The sequence below is a fragment of the Streptomyces sp. NPDC059169 genome (assembly GCF_042755225.1).
Classification (GTDB): Bacteria; Actinomycetota; Actinomycetes; order Streptomycetales; family Streptomycetaceae; genus Streptomyces.
The window spans coordinates 136,918-153,779 of record NZ_JBHZCF010000014.1 but is presented as its reverse complement, the minus strand read 5'-3'; the positions used below and the strand labels follow the sequence as shown (position 1 = coordinate 153,779).

At 71.1% G+C, this 16,862-nt stretch carries 13 protein-coding genes; 7 read left to right on the top strand and 6 right to left on the bottom strand.

Annotation, left to right across the window (positions count from 1 at the left end; genetic code table 11):
- Positions 1–128 precede the first annotated feature (128 nt).
- The gene (locus ACFXOM_RS25005; protein WP_384937665.1) at positions 129–1,421 is read right to left on the bottom strand and encodes an MFS transporter; all 1,293 of its coding nucleotides are present in this window, start codon (positions 1,419–1,421) and stop codon (positions 129–131) included.
- Complete coding sequence (locus ACFXOM_RS25000; RefSeq protein ID WP_384937668.1) at positions 1,418–2,626, bottom strand: cupin domain-containing protein; 1,209 nt, start codon at positions 2,624–2,626, stop codon at positions 1,418–1,420. Before ACFXOM_RS25000 ends, ACFXOM_RS25005 begins: the two co-directional genes overlap by 4 nt.
- Positions 2,627–3,195: 569 nt before the next feature.
- Between ACFXOM_RS25000 and ACFXOM_RS24995 the strand changes: the two genes are divergently transcribed.
- The 3 genes from ACFXOM_RS24995 (at position 3,196) to ACFXOM_RS24985 (ending at position 6,121) form a co-directional block, all read left to right on the top strand.
- Positions 3,196–3,849: a response regulator gene (locus ACFXOM_RS24995; RefSeq protein WP_384937671.1), complete on the top strand. Its 654-nt coding sequence runs from the start codon at positions 3,196–3,198 to the stop codon at positions 3,847–3,849.
- 336 nt (positions 3,850–4,185) lie between these two features.
- Complete coding sequence (locus tag ACFXOM_RS24990) at positions 4,186–4,866, top strand: GAP family protein (protein ID WP_384937674.1); 681 nt, start codon at positions 4,186–4,188, stop codon at positions 4,864–4,866.
- A 337-nt stretch (positions 4,867–5,203) separates the two neighbouring features.
- Entirely contained in the window at positions 5,204–6,121 is a 918-nt protein-coding gene (locus ACFXOM_RS24985; RefSeq protein WP_385039347.1) for an NADP-dependent oxidoreductase, read from the top strand.
- A gap of 167 nt (positions 6,122–6,288) precedes the next feature.
- On the opposite strand, the gene ACFXOM_RS24980 is transcribed toward ACFXOM_RS24985, so the two are convergent.
- The 3 genes from ACFXOM_RS24980 to ACFXOM_RS24970 form a co-directional block, all read right to left on the bottom strand.
- Positions 6,289–7,617, bottom strand: a complete 1,329-nt coding sequence (locus tag ACFXOM_RS24980; protein ID WP_384937680.1) for a pyridoxal phosphate-dependent decarboxylase family protein — start codon at positions 7,615–7,617, stop codon at positions 6,289–6,291.
- A 530-nt stretch (positions 7,618–8,147) separates the two neighbouring features.
- Entirely contained in the window at positions 8,148–9,626 is a 1,479-nt protein-coding gene (locus ACFXOM_RS24975) for a sensor histidine kinase (protein WP_384937682.1), read from the bottom strand.
- On the bottom strand, positions 9,623–10,360 hold the full coding sequence (locus ACFXOM_RS24970; RefSeq protein WP_384937685.1) for a response regulator transcription factor: 738 nt from the start codon (positions 10,358–10,360) through the stop codon (positions 9,623–9,625). The genes ACFXOM_RS24975 and ACFXOM_RS24970 overlap by 4 nt, the downstream gene beginning before the upstream one ends.
- Positions 10,361–10,594: 234 nt before the next feature.
- Here ACFXOM_RS24970 and ACFXOM_RS24965 point away from each other — a divergent pair, with 234 nt between their 5' ends.
- From ACFXOM_RS24965 to ACFXOM_RS24955, 3 genes are read left to right on the top strand one after another with little or no spacing between them, the layout of a single operon-like run.
- Positions 10,595–11,962, top strand: a complete 1,368-nt coding sequence (locus ACFXOM_RS24965) for a ferric reductase-like transmembrane domain-containing protein (protein WP_384937688.1) — start codon at positions 10,595–10,597, stop codon at positions 11,960–11,962.
- A 28-nt stretch (positions 11,963–11,990) separates the two neighbouring features.
- Entirely contained in the window at positions 11,991–12,437 is a 447-nt protein-coding gene (locus tag ACFXOM_RS24960) for an FMN-binding protein (protein ID WP_384944632.1), read from the top strand.
- Positions 12,430–13,227 carry an FAD:protein FMN transferase gene (locus tag ACFXOM_RS24955; RefSeq protein ID WP_385039345.1) on the top strand — a complete coding sequence of 266 codons (798 nt, stop codon included), beginning with the start codon at positions 12,430–12,432 and terminating at the stop codon, positions 13,225–13,227. The genes ACFXOM_RS24960 and ACFXOM_RS24955 overlap by 8 nt, the downstream gene beginning before the upstream one ends.
- 162 nt (positions 13,228–13,389) lie before the next feature.
- Here the strand turns inward: ACFXOM_RS24955 and ACFXOM_RS24950 are convergent, their stop codons facing one another.
- Positions 13,390–14,298 carry a ribosome-inactivating family protein gene (locus tag ACFXOM_RS24950; protein ID WP_384937696.1) on the bottom strand — a complete coding sequence of 303 codons (909 nt, stop codon included), beginning with the start codon at positions 14,296–14,298 and terminating at the stop codon, positions 13,390–13,392.
- Between the two features lie 498 nt (positions 14,299–14,796).
- Here ACFXOM_RS24950 and ACFXOM_RS24945 point away from each other — a divergent pair, with 498 nt between their 5' ends.
- The gene (locus ACFXOM_RS24945) at positions 14,797–16,848 is read left to right on the top strand and encodes a right-handed parallel beta-helix repeat-containing protein (RefSeq protein ID WP_385039342.1); all 2,052 of its coding nucleotides are present in this window, start codon (positions 14,797–14,799) and stop codon (positions 16,846–16,848) included.
- Positions 16,849–16,862 lie beyond the last annotated feature (14 nt).

Below are 16,862 nucleotides of genomic sequence, written 5' to 3'. Positions count from 1 at the left end.
TGCGCGCGGCCTGAGGACGAGACGCTCCCTTGCGGCCGGGGAACGTTTCGCCGGGCGGCTTCGGAGTCGAGGCAAGGGGGCGAGGGACACGCCCCGGGCGTGGTGGGGGAACGCAGCCGCCGGGGTCACTACGCCGGCGTCGCCGCAGCGCCGTCGCCCGTGCCGCCCGCACGACCTCGGTCCGTGCGCGGGGCACGGCCGAGCGGGATGCACAGTGCCGCGCCGGCCAGCCCGGCCGCCAGAGTGGCGACGGCCAGGACGTGGCTGCCGTGTCGAAGACCCCACGCAGCCAGCAGCGGGGAGAGTGTTCCCGCGGCGGCGAGGACGGTGCCCCAGATGCCGTGGTAGCGGCCGCGACCACCCGGCGGGGTCATGTGCCGCAGGACGTGTGCGGTCGCGACGAACCACGTGATCTCCCCGGGGGCGCACGCCGCCGCGGCCACGATGAAGCCGGGCGTCGTCTGCGCGAGCGCCGCCGCTGCCATGGGTACGGCGATGGCCACCGAACCGACGGCTGCCATGGCCGGCATCGAGCGTCCACAGGCCGCCCGGCGGCTCAGCCACGGTGTCATGGCGGGAGTGAGCGCGGCCACGGCCAGGGAGTTGACCAGCGCGGTGAGGCCGTACGCCCCGGGAGGGAGCCCCCGGGCAGCCATCGTCATCGGCAGGGCCGCCGCAATGCCGACCAGGGCCGTCATCGTGGCCAGGCCGGAGCCGAGCAGGAGCACCAGATGCCTGGTGAGCCGGAAGCCACCGCGTCGGTCTTCCTTCGCGGGCCCTGCGCGGTGCCGACGACCGGCGGGCAACCGGCGCAGCACACCCACGGCGAAGAGCGCGCTCGCCGCGGCGTTGATCCAGTAGAGGGCGTCGACACCCAGCTGGGCGGCCAGCAGACCACCGACGCCGCCGGCGACGAGGGCGCCGCCGTTGACCACCAGTCCGTACCGCAGCGCGTTGAGCTTCGCGTGCCGCCCGGGTTCGGGCACGAGTTCGTCGATCGCGGCGCCGACCACCACGCGCGGTGTGTCGAAGACGAGGCCCAGCGCCACCGCGCCGGCGACCAGCAGGGTCGGCGACGTTGCGGCCGTGAGCAGAGGCATGACAGCGGCGGAGACCAGTGCCGCGGCCACCAACGTCGGCCGCCGGCCGAAGCGGTCGAGCAGTCGGCCGCACGCGACCTGTCCGCCCACCCAACCCGCGCCGAAGGCGGCGAGCACGACACCGGCGACCTCCGTCCCGTGGCCCTTCCCGGCCAGCAGGTAGCTCAGGAACGGATAGGCGAATCCGGCCGCGCGCAGCAGCAACAACCCGGCCAGGAGCAAACGGAGTTCCGGCGGGCACCAGGCGCGGATATCGGCGGCCCAGGTGCGAGATCGGGCCGCAAGGTCATGGATGCGCACCTGCCGTGTGGCCTGCGTCATGGAGCGAGGGCGACCGCTCCCAGCCGCGCGAGCGTCTTCACGGCCCTGACGGAGTCTTCGGGTGCGACGGTCGGTACGAACTGCCCGGCCGGCACCACGGTGCCCGCAGCACGGGACCGCAGGGCGTCGGCAACGGATCGCGGCATGGCCACCGTCTTCCCGCCGAACCGCACACCGACGCGGTCGCCGTCGGCGCTCGGTGTGAACGAGAAGTCGGCACGGGCGGCCCGCACGGCCGTGGTCGCGTCCGTCTCGTCCACGGCCGCGGCCGCGGCGAACCGGTGCCCGGCGGCGGTTCCCTCGGCGGCGCGGCCCTCGGCCGTCAGGCGTGCGACTTCCGCGCGCGGGTCGATCGCCCTGAGTCGGTCCACCAGGAACTCGATCTGGTCCTTCAGGACCGCCGCCTGTTCGTCCCGGGTCTCCTCGGTGAGATGGGGGAAGCCGCGGTGCTCCGCGTCGACCTGCAACGTCTCGGCCACTGTGGACCGCAGCAGTTCGGGCCAGGTGCGCGGTGTCACGGTCACCGTCAGGTGGAGGGAGACGGTGTCCTCTGCGGCGGCTACGTGGGGAGTGCCGTTCGGGAGGTACATCACGTCGCCGGGCTCCAGGATCACGTCGAGGAGTGGCTCGCCCAGGTGCTCCGCCCGGTACTCCTCACCCACCTTGTAGGAGCGGCCGTCGGGCCGGGTGACCCGCGCCGTGGGCCAGACCCTCCATCGCTTCTTGCCGTGAAGGTGGATGACGAAGGTGTCGTTGGGGTCGTGGTGGATGACGAATCCCTGCTGTCCTGCGGGAGTGAGGAAGGCGAGGGAATCGCTCCGGGTCGCGAACCGCTGCGCCAGCATCGCGTTCAGCGCACGCAGGTTCGGCCGGAAGTGGTTCATGGAGTGCCACACGACGCTGGCTCCGGTGCGGAAGTGCTCGTACACGCGCTCCGGCACCACCCGGTCGGGTATGTACTTGCGCTGTACGCGCAGTGGTTGCGTGTAGGTGCCCTCGTGGATCAGATCGCCGCGTTTGACCAGTCGCAGGTACTGCGTGCGCAGGGCCTCCTCGTGCAGGCACTCGTCCAGGTCGGCCAGCGACAGCAGTTCCGCCGGCGGACCGGTCAGTGCGCCTCTGCGCAGGAGCGGGGACCTGCCGAAGTGCTCGGTGAAGAACTGCTCCTCGTCGCCGACGAGCGAGGCGAACGTGGGTACGTACATGGTGGCTCCTGTCCACAGGGGATCCGCCGGACAGTCCGGGCGTTCGGAAAAAGGGGGGCGCCGGCGGCTGGAGGCGGCCCGAAATCGTACGGGCCGCCCCCGCCCGTCGCCGCTACGGGACGTACTGGGTGATGAGGTCGTCCGTCTCGGACTCGATCAGCTCGATGTCCGTGTCCGTGTCCATGTCCATGTCCAGGTCCAGGTCCAGGTCCATGTTCGTTTCCAGGTTCATGCCGGATTCCTTCCTGCGTGGGGATGGGACGACCGGCGGGGTCGTCAGGACCTCCGCCGGTCGTAGGGCCATCGTGGCGGCCGGCCCGGGTCCGGCACCCCGGTCGATCGGCCGAAAGGCCGGTGGAGCGTCCACTCCTCCTTTCGGAGGAGCGGGGGCGCGGGCCATCACGTCCCGTGTGCGTACGGATGCCCTGCGTACGTTCCGGCCGTGCCCGCGCCGGGGTGCCTCCCTGACCACCGCCGTGCCGTGTGGAACCCAGCGCACGGGCAGCAGGACAATGTCCCCAGAGTCGTGATTCCGTACGGCTCCACGGGCAGACAGGACGGTGTGCCCCATGCGTACACATGAGACCCGCGTACGCGTCGTCGTGGCCGACGACCACCCGATATACCGCGAGGGCATCACCCAGGCGCTCAAACAGAGCGGGCTCATCGAGGTCGTGGCCGAGGCCCGGGACGGCGCGGAAGCTCTGGAACTCCTGCGGACCCATCAGCCCGATGTCGCAGTGGTGGACTACAAGCTGCCCAAGCTGGACGGCCTCGCCGTCGTCCATGCGGCCGAGCGGGACGGCCTGCCCGTGCGTGTGATCGTTCTCTCCGCCTACACCGATGACTCCCTGGTGTTCCGGGCCGTCGGGGAGGGTGCCGCCGGCTACCTCCCCAAGGACGCCACACGAGGCGAGATCGTCGATGCCGTCATGAAGGTCGCCCGGGGCGGGACGGCGCTTCCACCGGATCTCACCAGTGGCCTGATGGAACAGGTCCGACTCCGGGCCACCACCGGCGAGGACCAGGTGCTGCTCAGCGAACGCGAGCAGCAGGTGTTGCGGGGCTTCGCCGACGGCAAGAGCGTCGCCCAGGTCGCCGAGGAACTGTTCCTGGCGCCCAGCACGATCAAGACCCACACCCAACGGCTCTACGAGAAGCTCGACGTCAACGACAGGGCCTCCGCAGTGGCGGAAGCCATGCGCCGCGGCCTTCTGGAGTGACCGCGGCACCGAGGCGGCCGACGGAGGGTGCTGCATGCAGGGTGGTGCACGAGGCCGCCGCCCCCACCGGCACGGCCCCACGGCCCGGTCCACAGCCGATGCGCAGAGCCGGCGCGCGGCACGCCGGGACCCGGACGGGGTCCGCGCACGCGGGGCCCTCCCCACGAGTGTCTCGTCCGCGCCGCGACAGGAGCGCTCCTGGGCAATATCGTCGAGCACACCGACGCACATGAGGTCCAGGTCCGTCCGGACAGCAGTGGACGGGCTTCTGCGCCTTGTGGCGGCCGACGACGGCAGCGGCCTGACCCCGCTGGCGCACGTCGAGGGCTTGCGTCCGTGGCCGGGAACGACACGAAGCCGGGGGTGGGTGTGGTGATCACCGAGATGGTAGCTCCTGCACTGGGGATCGCTCTGTCACCGTTCCCGGTGGTCCCGGCAATCCTGCTGCTGCTCACTGCTCGTGCGCGGGAGAACAGCAGTGCCTTCATCGCCGGCTGGACGGCCGGAGTCGCCGGTGCTGCCGTCTTGTTCACCCTGCTGACCTCCGTCATCGAGATCACGGGCGAGCCGCCCGCAGTAGTCTCATGGGGGCGGATCGGCCTGGGCGGCCTGCTGATCCTCCTGGGCGTGATGCTGTGGAGGCGCCGGCAAACGAGGGCGGATCCGGCGTGGATACGAGCCCTGGAGACCGTCACCTGGCCGAAAGCGCTGCGGCTGGGCCTACTGCTCTCGGCGGCCAACCCGAAGATCCTGGTCCTGATCGCGGCCGGTGGCGTCGCGATCGGTTCGGCCCAGCTCACGACTGCGGGCAGGGCAGGCTCCATCGCCCTGTTCACCGTCATCGCCTCCGCGGGTGTCATCCTTCCGCCCTTGCTGCGCCTCCTCGTCGGGGAACGGATACTGCCACCGTTGGAGCGGGCCAAGGACTGGCTCAAGGCCCATAACGCCGCCATCGTCGCGATCGTCATCGCCTTGATCGGGCTTCTGCTCGTGGTGAAGGGCGTGGGCGGGCTCTGACACCGCCGGCGGGACGCTGCCGTGGCCCGTTCGCCACCGGTCCGGTCGGGCCGGGCGTCGTGAGGGCCGGCCCACGGGGCTCGGGCGGTGAGGACCAAGCGACGTCGTCCCTCACTTACCGGGCCACGTCGTGCCGCCGGTCCGCAGCCGGCGGGGCGTACCCGTCGTCACCCTGACAGTGCCGCACACCGACCGCGGCTACGACCACGACACCAACCACCGCGACCTTGCGCGATCCGGGCGTCCGCCCCTCCTCGCCCGCCGCCGGCCCGCACGGGCGCCTGGCCCCGCCGCACGGTTCCGGGAACGACGCGTCGCGCGCCGTCGTTCCCCGGGCATGAAGGCAGCAACGATCAGCGCATACGGACAGTCCCCGCACATCACCGAGGAGCCCGATCCGAAGGTCGGCCCCGACTCGGTCCTGATCCGTGTCAAGGCCGCCGGGGTCAATCCGGTGGACTGGAAGATCGCTACGGGCCATCTCGACCCGGTCCTCAACGTCTACTTCCCGTTGGTACCGGGATGGGACGTGGCCGGCGTCGTGCAGAAGGTCGGCCCGGCGGTCACCGAGTTCGCCCCCGGAGACGAGGTGATGGCCTACAACCGCCAGGACTACGTCCAGCACGGCACCTACGCCGAGTTCGCGGCCGCCCCTGTCCGCACACTGGCACGCAAGCCGACCTCACTGACGTGGGAACAGGCAGCCGGGCTCCCTCTGGCCGGGCTGACCGCGTACCAGTCGCTGCGCACCGCCGGGGTCTCTGCGGGCGACACCGTGCTCGTGCACGCGGCGGCGGGCGGAGTCGGGACCCTCGCGGTCCAGATCGCGGTCGCGCAAGGGGCCCGCGTCATCGGCACTGCCAGCGATCGGAACCACGACTTCCTGCGTGAGCTGGGTGCCGAGCCGGTGGCCTACGGCACCGGCCTGGTGGAAGGAGTCCGGGCGTTGGCTCCCGAAGGGGTGGACGCCTCGATGGACTACGTCGGCGGTGACTCGGTCGCCCAGTCCTTCGAGCTGACCCGGTCCCCCGGTCGGGTCGTGTCCATCGCCGACGCCTCCGCCACGGCCCTGGGCGGACAGTACGTCTTCGTGCGTCCGGACGCCGAGGATCTGGCGGCTCTCGGCGAACTGGCCGATGCCGGCAAGCTCACCGTCCACGTGGACCGTGTCCTGCCCCTCGCCGAGGTGGCGGAGGCGTTCAAGCTGAGCCAGGAGGGGCGGACGCGCGGAAAGATCGTCCTCTCCGTACCCTGATCTGCGTCCGGCCCTGGCCGCCCACCGCGTTGCCCGGCCGGGGCCGGGACGCTGGAGTCCCCCATGCGCCGTCGGCTGCCGCCAGAAGCGACGGCTGTGCGCGGTGGGCGATCGCAGGAAGTTCACCGAGCGAACCGTACGACGGCCTCGGTGCCCTGGCGCCGCGTTCAGGCGTCCGGGTGGCATTCGGCGTCGGCGGCGCGGAGGACTTCGTGGATCAACTGGTCGAGATCGTCTGTCGTGGTGCGGTAGTTGCACAGGCAGGCCCTGAGGACGGTACGTCCTTGGACGGCGACGGTGGCGAGGTAGGCGCGTCCGTTGTCCTGGACGCGGCGGGCGATGCGAGCGTGCAGGGCATCCGGATCGCCCCCGTTCTGGTCGGTGATCCGGAAACAGGCGACCGGCCACGGGCCGCCTGCCAGCAGTTCCAGACGCGGTTCGGCGGTGATCTGCTCGCGCAGCCGGTCGGCGAGGGCCAGGTAGTGCTCCATCAGCGCGGTGACGCCGTCGCTGCCGAGGTGGTGCAGGGTGGCCCACAGGGCCAGGGCTCTGGTGCCGGGGCGGGTCAGCTCGACCGTGGCGTGGGACAGCCACGGCAGCGCGTCCGGCTCGCCGGTGAGGTAGGACGCACGGTGGGCGAAGGCCGTGTGCAGGTGCTCCGGGTGCGGGACGAGCAACGCCCCGCAGCCCACGGGTACGTTGAGCGTTTTGTGCGGGTCCACGGTCAGTGAGTCGACGCCGCCGACGCCCCGGTAGTGGGCGGCGAGCGCAGGAACGGCAGCGCCGAGTCCTCCCCAGGCCCCGTCCACGTGGTGCCACATCCCCATGCTCCGGCACAGTTCGGTGACCGGTTCGAGCGGATCGACGGCACCGGTGGCGGTGGTGCCCACCGTAGTGACGGTGCAGAACGGCAGGAGACCCGCGTTCACGTCGGCGCTGACCGCTGCGCGTAGCGCGGCGGGGTCCAGGCGGTCGTGAGCATCGGTCGCAACGGCGCGCAGCCGGTGGGCGGACAGACCGATGCAGGCGGCTGACTTGGCGACGGACATGTGCGCCTGGGCGCTGAAGTACAGGGTGAGGCGGGCGTGGTCGCGGTCGAATGCGGGGCCGTCGCCGGAGTCGCGTCGGGTGAGGAACCAGGTCCGGGCAGTGGCCAGCGCGAGCAGGTTGGCCACGGAGCCGCCACTGGTCAGTACCCCGCCCGCACTGCCGGGCAGTCCCGCCAGGTCGGCGAGCATGCGCACGGTGCCGCGTTCCAGGTCCATGAGGGCGTGCTCGCCCATTCCGCAGGTCGCATTGATGGCGCAGGCCAGCAGGTCGGCGATGATCCCGGCCGGTGCGGGTGGCGAGTTGATCCAGGCGAAGAACGCGGGGTGCCCGTTCCCGGTCGGGTGCGGGGCGATCTCGTTGCGTACGAAGTCCAACACACCGCCGAGTTCACCGCCCTGCCGGCCGAGCCGTCCCTCACGCAGCCGGGCCTGCAGTTGCGGAGGCATCGGGCGATGCACCGGGCCGTCCGGAAGTGCTTGCAGGTACCGGGCAACCCACTCCGCCGCCGATACGAGTTCGTCTCGCAGCACCTTCGGGTGGACCGCGGGCGGCTCCTGGTCCAGGGGCGGACACGATGCGCCGTACGGTGCTGGAGCGTGGCCGTGCACGTGGTGGGTCATGTCGGCGTGTGGGGCCTTTCGTCGTCGAGCGGCCACCTGGACGTTCAGCAGGGGCCGTGATCGTAACGAGGGACTACCGTCGGCCGACACGTCAACCAACACAACTCGAGTGGCTCGCGTGCCTCCCTGCCGGGGTTCCCCCCACAGGGCTCCGGGCGATGGAGGCGCGGTACCGCGAGCTCAACGACGGGATCGCCAGGGGCTCATGGACGGGTAGCAGGCGCTGCTGGTCAACCCGTCAGTGAGGGAACCGCAGCTCATAGGCGAGAGGTTGGTGCGCTGCTCCTCGGCTCGGGAGCACGGCCCGCCTGAGTTCCGGCGGTCTTCCGACCGGATGGGGCGGAGCCCGCACTGCGTCAGTTCCCCGACGGCTGCGTCCCCGCCTCCGCCGCCTCCCGGTCCGAGGGCAGGACGAGGGTGAAGCAGGTGCGGCCGGGTTCACTCGCCACCGATACCCGTCCGCCGTGGGCGCCCACGACCGCTTGGACGATGGCGAGTCCCAGACCGGTCGCTCCCGTGGCACGGGACCGCGAGGCGTCCCCCCGGCTGAAGCGTCGGAACACTACGGGCATCAGGTCCGGCGGAATGCCGGGGCCGTCGTCCGTGACGCTCAGCTCCACCTCGGTGCCGCGCGGGACGAGCGCGACCACCACGCGGGTGCCCGCCGGGGTGTGCCGTCCCGCGTTGGCCAGGAGGTTGACGAGGACCTGGTGCAGCCGGTCCGCGTCGCCCGTGACGTGCACGGGGCGCTCCGGCAGCTCCATCTCCCAGTGGTGTTCCGGATGCCGGGTCGACGCGTCCTCCACGGTGTCCAGCACGAGCCGGGTGAGGTCCACCGGATCGGCGCACAACGCCCGCCCCGCGTCCAGCCGGGCCAACAGGAGGAGTTCGTCGACCAGCAGGCTCATCCGGCGCGACTCCGAGTCGATGCGCTGCAGCGCGTGCCTGACCTCGTCGGGCAGTGCGTCGCCGTGGGTGCGCAGCACGAGCTCGGCCCGGGCCCGCACGGTGGCCACCGGGGTGCGGAGCTCATGACCGGCGTCGGCGGCGAAGGTGCGCAGCCGCTCCTCGACGGCGTGCCGCCGGTCCAGCGCGTCCCCGACGTGGCCCAACATCCGGTTGAACGCCCCGGTGAGACGGCCCACCTCGGAGTCGGCTCCGGGCTCCGCGAGCGGGGGCGGCAGATCGACCTGGCCGGCAGCGAGCGGAAGGCGCGTCACGCCGTCGGCCGTCGCGGCGAGGTGCTCCAGGGGCCGCAGCGACAGTCGGGTCCAGACCGCCGCGACCGTCCCCGCCACAGCGAGCACGGCGGCGAAGCCGACTGCTTCCACCATCACGAGCCGCTCCACGGTCTCCTCCACGGGGTGCAGGGGGAGCCCGGTCACCAGGACGTCCCCGTCCCGACCGGTGTGGGCGGCGACGCGGTACTCGCCGAGGGTGGAGAGCCGGAGGGTGCGGGCCTGCCCCCCGGTGGGCAGGGCGGCGAGGGAGGCGGCGTCGGCGGACGTGAGGGGAACGGCACGGTCGGTGGTGCCGCGGACCACGGCGGCACGCTCGACGCGGCCGTCGACGAGCCGGGCACCGAACGTTCCCGCCGCCTGTCCGCGGGTGTCCGCGGGCTCGTCGCCGTCCCCGTCGGGTTCCTGCTCCAGACTCACGGCGAACCGCGGCCCCTCGGTGGCAAGTTGCTGATCCAGCCGGCCCACCAGGAACCGTTCCAGAGCCAGCACGGAGACGAGCCCGACGGTGGCGCAGGCCAGGGCCAGCAGGACGACGAGGCCCGCGGTGAGCCGTCCCCTGAGGGTGTGCGGCAGGTGGGGGACGAGCCGCTTCATCGGTGCTCGGGCCGCAGGACGTAGCCGACTCCGCGGACTGTGTGGATGAGCGGCTCCCGCCCGGCGTCGATCTTCTTGCGGAGGTAGCTGACGTAGAGCTCCACGATGTGTGCGCGGCCGCCGAAGTCGTAGCGCCAGACGTGTTCGAGGATCTGTTCCTTGGACAGCACCCGGTGTGCGTTGCGCATCAGATAGCGCAAGAGCTCGAATTCGGTGCGCGACAGCTCCACCGGACTACCGCCGCGGAACACACGACGGCCGTCCTCGTCCATCTCCAGATCCGCCACGGACAGACGCGTGCCGTCGGCGCCCGGGTCTGCGAGCCCGGCGCGGCGGAGCAGCCCGGCGAGTCTGGCCAGCACCTCCTGGAGGCTGAAGGGCTTGACGACGTAGTCGTCGGCCCCGGCGGTGATTCCGGCGATCCGGTCCTCGACCGCGTCGCGCGCGGTGAGGAACAGCACGCACACCTCCGGTCGGCGCTGCCGCAGTTCCGCCAGGACCTGTGGGCCGTCGCGGTCCGGGAGCATCCAGTCGAGGACCACGACGTGGGGGTCGAACGAGGCCGCCAGGGAGAGCGCCCCCTCGGCCGTTCCCGCCGTGCGCACCTCCCAGCCTTCGGCGCTCAGGGCGGTGGCGAGCACCTCCGTGAGGTCGTCCTCGTCGTCCACGACCAGGACGCGTGGCGGAAGGCCCTCGGGGCCCCGGCGCACAGGAGCGATGAGTGATGCATTCATGTCCGCTCCAGGATGCCGGACGCGAGGGGCTCCGCGCCCGGTACGCGCCTGTGAGTTTCCTCTGAACCCTTCGCCCCTCGTCCCCTGCCGTCACCTGCGGGAACACCGGCGCGGAGATCTGCCGGGGCCTCCACGACGGTCGTTGCGCCGCTCGCTCAGAGGATTCTCAGAGGCACGCCCCGCAAGATGGCCGCCGCGACGCAAGCCGCCGGACGAAACACCGAGGAGTGCACGATGACCCAAGCCGTGGAGGCACCGCAGTCGAGGCGCAGGCACCCCGCTCCTCGACGGCGACGCGACCGCGCACCCGCCATGGTGACACTGCTGCAGACCCTCGGCTGGGCCGGGGCGGCGGCCGTCGTCGGACTCTGGTGGACCGACACCGCGACGGTGGTCTCCCCCGCTGACTGGTTCATCGGCGCCGGGCGCATCACCGGACTGCTCGCCGGATACGCCTGCGCGGTGCTGGTCCTCCTCATGGCCCGCGTCCCCGTACTGGACCGTACCGTCGGCACCGACCGGCTGGCCCGCTGGCACGCGTCGGCCGGGCGGTACACCATAGGTCTGGCCCTGGCCCACACCGTCCTGATCATCGAGGGTGAGGCGCTGGCGGCCCGCACAGGGCCGCTCGCCGCGGGCGTGTCGGTCGTCACCGGCTACCCCGAGATGCTGAAGGCCACGGCGGCCCTGGTGCTCCTGTTGCTGACCGCCGTCGTGTCGGCGCGTGCCGCACGACGGCGACTGAGTCACGAAACGTGGTACTTCCTCCATCTGCTCACCTATGCGGCGGTGTTCCTGGGATTCGGCCACCAGATCGCCAATGGGGCGGACTTGGGACGGCCCGCTGTGCAGGCCGCCTGGTACGCGCTCTATCTGGGCGCGGCGGCGGCCGTCCTGTGGTTCCGCATACTCACTCCGGTGCGGACCTCCCTGCGGCACCGGCTGCGGGTGAAGGAGGTGCGCCCGGAGGGTCCGGGAGTGGTGTCGGTGGTCCTGGAGGGCGACAGGCTCGACCAACTCGCCGTCCGCCCCGGACAGTTCCTGCGTTGGAGGTTCCTGGCGCCGCAGCTGTGGTGGACCGCGTCTCCGTACTCCGTGTCCGCGCGGCCGGACGGACGCACCCTGCGTGTCACGGTGAAGGGGCTCGGCGGGCACAGCGCGGCTGTGGCACACCTGTCCCCCGGTACCCGGGTGTGGGTGGAGGGGCCGTACGGAGCGCTGACCGCCGACCGTTCCGGCGGCCGACCCACGCTGCTCCTGGCTGCGGGTATCGGCATCACTCCCCTGCGTGTGCTCTTCGAGACCCTCCCCTCCGCCCCGGTCCTGGTCTACTGGGCGCACCGGTCCGACGACCTCGTGCTGCGTCGGGAGCTCGACCTCATCGCGGCGGGACGCGGGGCACGGGTCCTGTACTCGGTCAGTGAGCCGGCGCAGTACCGCATCCCCGTGGACCCCGGCGTCCTCGGCTCCCTCGTTCCCGACGTGGCCCAGCGCGTCTGCTACCTGTGCGGCCCCGCCGAGTGGGCGGACGCGGCCCGGTCCGCACTGCGCGCGGCAGGAGTCCCGGCCCGAAGGATCCACGAGGAATCGTTCCGTTTCTGAATCGCCGGCTCCCCCGAGGAAGTGCTCCATGCGTCGTCTTCTCGCCTCGTTCGCCGTCACCGCGGCGGGCATCGGCTCACTCCTTGCCCTCAAGCCCCACCAGCCCGCACCGCTCGCGTTGCCGTCGTCCCAGCCACCCGCTTCGGCTCCGTCGGCTTCACCCGGCGGAAAACCTTCCACCGGATCCGGCTCCTCTTCGACGGGCACGTACACCGGCGACGTCATCGACACCAAGCACGGCCCCGTTCAGGTGCGCGTGACCCTGTCGGCAGGTCGACTGACGGGCGTCACCGTGCTCCAGGCGCCCGGGGCCAATCCCCGCGACCGCGAGCTGTCCTCCTACGCCCTGCCGGTGCTCACCCGGGAGGCGCTGACGGCACAGAGCGCCCGCATCGACACGGTCTCGGGAGCGACGTACACGAGCGAGGGGTACGCACAGTCCCTGCAGAGCGCGCTGGACCAGGCTCATGTCTGAGGCCGCCCCCCGCGGCACGGGGAAGACCGGACCGGTCGTACGGCCGGTCTGGCGTCACGTGGAACATGTCATGGGTACGGGGGTGTCGTTCACCGGACGCGGGCCCGCCGACGACGGTGTACGGGCGGCCCTCGCCGCTGCGGTGGCGCTGCTGCACGAGACCGACCGCGTCTACTCGCCGTTCCGGGAGGAGAGCGTGGTGTCCCGCATGCGACGCGGCGAACTCGACCGTTCCGGTGCACCTGCGGAGGTCCGCAGGGTGCTGGAGCTCTGCGAGCGTGCGCACAGCCGTACCCGGGGCGCCTTCGACGCGTGGGCGGACGGCGTGCTCGATCCCTGCGGGATCGTGAAGGGCTGGGCGGCCGAGCGTGCCTGGCGGCTCCTGCACGACGCGGGGGCGGCGGACTCGTGCGTGAACGCGGGCGGAGACGTACGGGTGGGCGGGGGCCCGGGGCCGTCCGGAACGTGGCGGACGGGGATCGCGGATCCCCGCCGCCCCGGTCGCCTCGTCGCGGTCCTGGAGGGACGGGACCACGCAGTGGCGACCTCTGGCACGGCGGAGCGAGGTGGCCACATCGTCGACCCGCGCACCGGGCGCCCGGCCTCGGGGGTGCTGTCGGCAACGGTGTGCGGCCCGGATCTGATGTGGGCCGACGCGTTCGCGACGGCCGCCGTCGTGCTCGGGGAGGAGCAGGCCCACCGCTGGATCGCCGCCCAGCCCGACTTCTCCCTCCTGACGGTCACCGACGACCGGGTGCTGGCGTCGCCCGGGCTGCCACTCGCACGGTGACCGGATGACGCCCGGCCCCTGCCGTGGCAGGCGGTCGGGCGCCCGAGGGTGAACAGGGATCGGTGAGGGCGCGGCACACAGCGGCGAAGGCCACGTGCGTGTCGTCCGGGTCCACCCGATGTCCGGCGGTGGGCGTTGGGGGTGGCCCGCCCGCGTTCGGCGTCAGCCGTTGCGTTTGTGTCCGTTGAGTTCGATGTATCCCAGGTTTGCTATGAGTGCGGCGACTGTCGGGTAGTACCTGCTGTAGTCCTGGGAACCGACGGTGAAACCGTCCCCGGCGGGGTTGCGGAGCCTGGCGTACACCCAGGTCGAGAGCTGGCCCCAGCTCGTCTCCAGGTCGGCGCCGAAGCGGCCGATCGTCGTCGACGTGTTGCTTCTGATGTTCTGTCGTACTACGTCGAAGACGTAGCCGAAACGGGCCGCTTCGGCAGTCGCGCCTATGACGTCCACGAGGTAGGACCCGACGGTGTTTCTGCCGGCTTCCGAGCCGAGGAGTTCCTGTGTCCTGCGCAGCGTCAGCAGGCCGTTCTGCAGGTTCTGCGGGGTGAGTCGCCTTTCTGACCGGGTGCTACCGCCCGGCAGGGTGGCGTAACTCCCGTTCCAGGGCAGGAGTTGTGCCCGTACACCGAGGACGCGGTTGAAAGCGTCGGGATAGCCGTCGGGAAAGACGTAGTGCCGGTTACCGGTCCCGTTGGGCTGTCCCGGTTGGTAGATTCCGGCCAGGTACAAGGTGTTGGCCCAGTAGTACAGGGAGACCACGTGCTGGCCGGCGTAGCTCACCCTGATCTGGATGAGTCTGTTGTAGGTCGTCGTCGTCTCGTCCAAGAGCTGGTAGAAGTCGTGACCGCTGACCCTGTGCACCTGGTCGATGACGTTCCAGTACCGGTCGTGGTGCCCCTGGCCGCCGTGCTCGAGGCCGGAGACGTCCCAGTCGATGACCGTGAGCGGCCGGTCCGGGTCGGCATGGGCGGTGGGCGCGACCGTGCCCAGCACGCCGACCGACAAGGCGAGTACCACGAGGAGACCGGCAGCACGCCGGGTCGCTCGTCGGCACAGGTTCACGATGGACATGGAGCTCCTTCTCATCACGCTGATTCCCCTCCACCGGCAACTCCGGTGGGGGACGTGCCACCCGACGGGGGCGGGCTCGCCGGGTTCGGGGCGTCGTTCCCGCGGCCCCGTAGGCATCCGCCCCCGAGGGCAACGGTGTTCCGGCCGTATGAGCAGCACCGGAATTCCGCGGGCTCCATCGGCCCGGCCGGTGCGCGCCGTGCACGGCTGGACGTTGCGTCGCCCGCCCGCCTGCCGCGGCCCGAGAAGCGTCTCACTCCTGGTGACGAGCGGCTGGTCCGTGAGTGCACGCACTCTGCCTGTGGGTGCACGAGTCCGACAAGCCGACCGGGGTCCGCTCGACGTCCTGTGGCCCGCCGACCTCGCCCAGCGGTGCACCGATTCCTTGGCCACGACCGTTCCTGCACCCGCGCCGATCGGGTCGACCACTGTCACTCCGTCAGACATCTCGTGTCCGGCGTCTTCCACAAACACGAAACCTGTTCTAGTTTGCCGTTCATGTGGCTGACGTGGACACGTCGAATGCTGATCGGCTTCGGCCTCGCGGCCGCGTTGACGCTGGGTGCGCCACCAGGCGCGCAGGCACACGAGGAGCGCGAGGTCACCTTCCCCGACGGCTCGGGCAGCGTTCCCGCATATCGGGACGGTGACCCCGACCTCCTGGTCTGCAAGACCGACAGAGCGGCCTTCGAGCAGCACGTCGCCCGATTCCCGGATGCGCTGCGCAAACGGAACCTCCGGCTCTACGAGCGGTGTCTCGGTCAGGGGTTCCGGCACCTGCAGCAGGCCGTGGACGCCGTCGACAAGCCCGGAACGAGCATCGCCGTCCTACCCGGCCGCTACGAGGAGGAGCCCTCCCAGCCGGAACCGAAGGGAGACTGCGCCCGGCTCAAGGCCCGCACGTCAGCCCTGGGGTACCAGATCCTGTCCTACGCGCAGCAGAAGCAGTGCCCCCACAACCAGAACCTCGTGGCCGTCCTCGGCAAACAGGACCTCCAGATAGAGGGAACGGGTGCGAGCCCTCTGGACGTCGTCGTGGACGCCGGCTACCGCAAGCTCAACGCGATCCGGGCCGACGGCTCCGACGGGATCTACTTCCGCAACTTCACCGCGCAGCGCACCACCTTCAACTCGCTGTACGTGCTGGGTGTGGACGGATTCGTCATCGACGGGGTGCTCACCCGATGGAACGACGAGTACGGCTTCCTCACCTTCGCGAGCGATCACGGTCTGTACCGCAACTGCGAGTCCTACGGAAACGGCGACTCGGGGATCTACCCGGGCAGCGCGTCGGACATCAACAACGGGCGCGGCCACGACGTGCCGCGCTACTCCATCGAGATCACCGGCTGCCGCAGTCACCACAACCTGCTCGGCTACTCGGGGACCGCGGGCGATTCGGTCTGGGCCCACGACAACGAGTTCGACCACAACATGGCCGGCGCTTCGATGGACAGCGTGTTTCCCGGCCACCCGGGCCTCCCGCAGAACCACGCCAGATTCGAGCGCAATCTCATCCACGACAACAACCAGGACTACTACGGGTACGTCAGGGACGGCACCTGCGCCAAGCCGCCCGCCGAGCGCGGCTACGAGCAGGGCGTGGTCTGCCCACAGACCTCGGTCCCACCGGGAACCGGAGTGATGGTCGCCGGTGGCAACTGGAACGTCTTCGAGGGCAACTGGATCTACGGACACCAGCGCACCGCGTTCCATCTCAACGGCGTTCCCGCCTACCTGCGCGGTGAGGACGCCTGGTCCCGGCAGGCCGACACCTCGCACCACAACCGTTTCCTCGACAATCACGTCGGCACGGCGAAGAACGGCGAGTCCAAGCCCAACCGTACGGACGTCTGGTGGGACGGCCAAGGCACGGACAACTGCTGGCAGGACACGGGAGACAGCAGTCCGCGCGCCCTGCCGCGATGCCGCGGCCACGCGGGGGCGGTCTTCGGCGGGTCGCACCGGTTGTTGGGCGAGCCCATGGCGGTCGTCCAACTGCTGGTCTGCTCCGACTACAGCGTCCAAGCACGGCGGCTGCCGACCGGCTGCGACTGGTACGGGGCGCGGGGCTTCGCCCGCATCGAGGTGCAGCTCGCGCTCGGCGTCGCCGCCGTGTTCGCCGTGGTGGGAGGATTCCTGTGGTGGCGCAGGCTGCGCGGGAACCGTTGGGTCACCGTGGCCACCGCGCTCGGCGCGGTGGGCCTGGTCCTCGATGTGGCGGGCGAGACGACCGCACTCCATCCGACGGTGGTCCCACCGCTGGCGCTCTTGCTGATCGGGGGCTGGCTGACCGTCACCGGACTGGCGCTGCGGCACAGCACCCGTGCCTTCGCCATGACGACCGTGGTCCTCGGTCTTCTGACGATGCTGAACGCCGTCGACCGGGCCCTCGTCATGATTCCGTGGACCCCCCTCGGTCCGGCCTGGCTGAGAGGGCTGCTGGGGCTCGTCTGGGTCGTGTGGGCCGTGGCGGCCTCTGCCCGACCGGTGCGCCGGAACCGGTCCGCTCCTCCGGCTGCGGACGCCCCGGCCCGGGTCTCGCCGTGAGGACCGGTCGGAAT

Coding starts and splice junctions, on each gene's coding strand:
- ACFXOM_RS25005 (WP_384937665.1), bottom strand. CDS start 1,421: ATGACGCAGGCCACACGGCAGGTGCGCATCCATGACCTTGCGGCCCGA.
- ACFXOM_RS25000 (WP_384937668.1), bottom strand. CDS start 2,626: ATGTACGTACCCACGTTCGCCTCGCTCGTCGGCGACGAGGAGCAGTTC.
- ACFXOM_RS24995 (WP_384937671.1), top strand. CDS start 3,196: ATGCGTACACATGAGACCCGCGTACGCGTCGTCGTGGCCGACGACCAC.
- ACFXOM_RS24985 (WP_385039347.1), top strand. CDS start 5,204: ATGAAGGCAGCAACGATCAGCGCATACGGACAGTCCCCGCACATCACC.
- ACFXOM_RS24980 (WP_384937680.1), bottom strand. CDS start 7,617: ATGCCTCCGCAACTGCAGGCCCGGCTGCGTGAGGGACGGCTCGGCCGG.
- ACFXOM_RS24975 (WP_384937682.1), bottom strand. CDS start 9,626: ATGAAGCGGCTCGTCCCCCACCTGCCGCACACCCTCAGGGGACGGCTC.
- ACFXOM_RS24970 (WP_384937685.1), bottom strand. CDS start 10,360: ATGAATGCATCACTCATCGCTCCTGTGCGCCGGGGCCCCGAGGGCCTT.
- ACFXOM_RS24965 (WP_384937688.1), top strand. CDS start 10,595: ATGACCCAAGCCGTGGAGGCACCGCAGTCGAGGCGCAGGCACCCCGCT.
- ACFXOM_RS24960 (WP_384944632.1), top strand. CDS start 11,991: ATGCGTCGTCTTCTCGCCTCGTTCGCCGTCACCGCGGCGGGCATCGGC.
- ACFXOM_RS24955 (WP_385039345.1), top strand. CDS start 12,430: ATGTCTGAGGCCGCCCCCCGCGGCACGGGGAAGACCGGACCGGTCGTA.
- ACFXOM_RS24950 (WP_384937696.1), bottom strand. CDS start 14,298: ATGTCCATCGTGAACCTGTGCCGACGAGCGACCCGGCGTGCTGCCGGT.
- ACFXOM_RS24945 (WP_385039342.1), top strand. CDS start 14,797: ATGTGGCTGACGTGGACACGTCGAATGCTGATCGGCTTCGGCCTCGCG.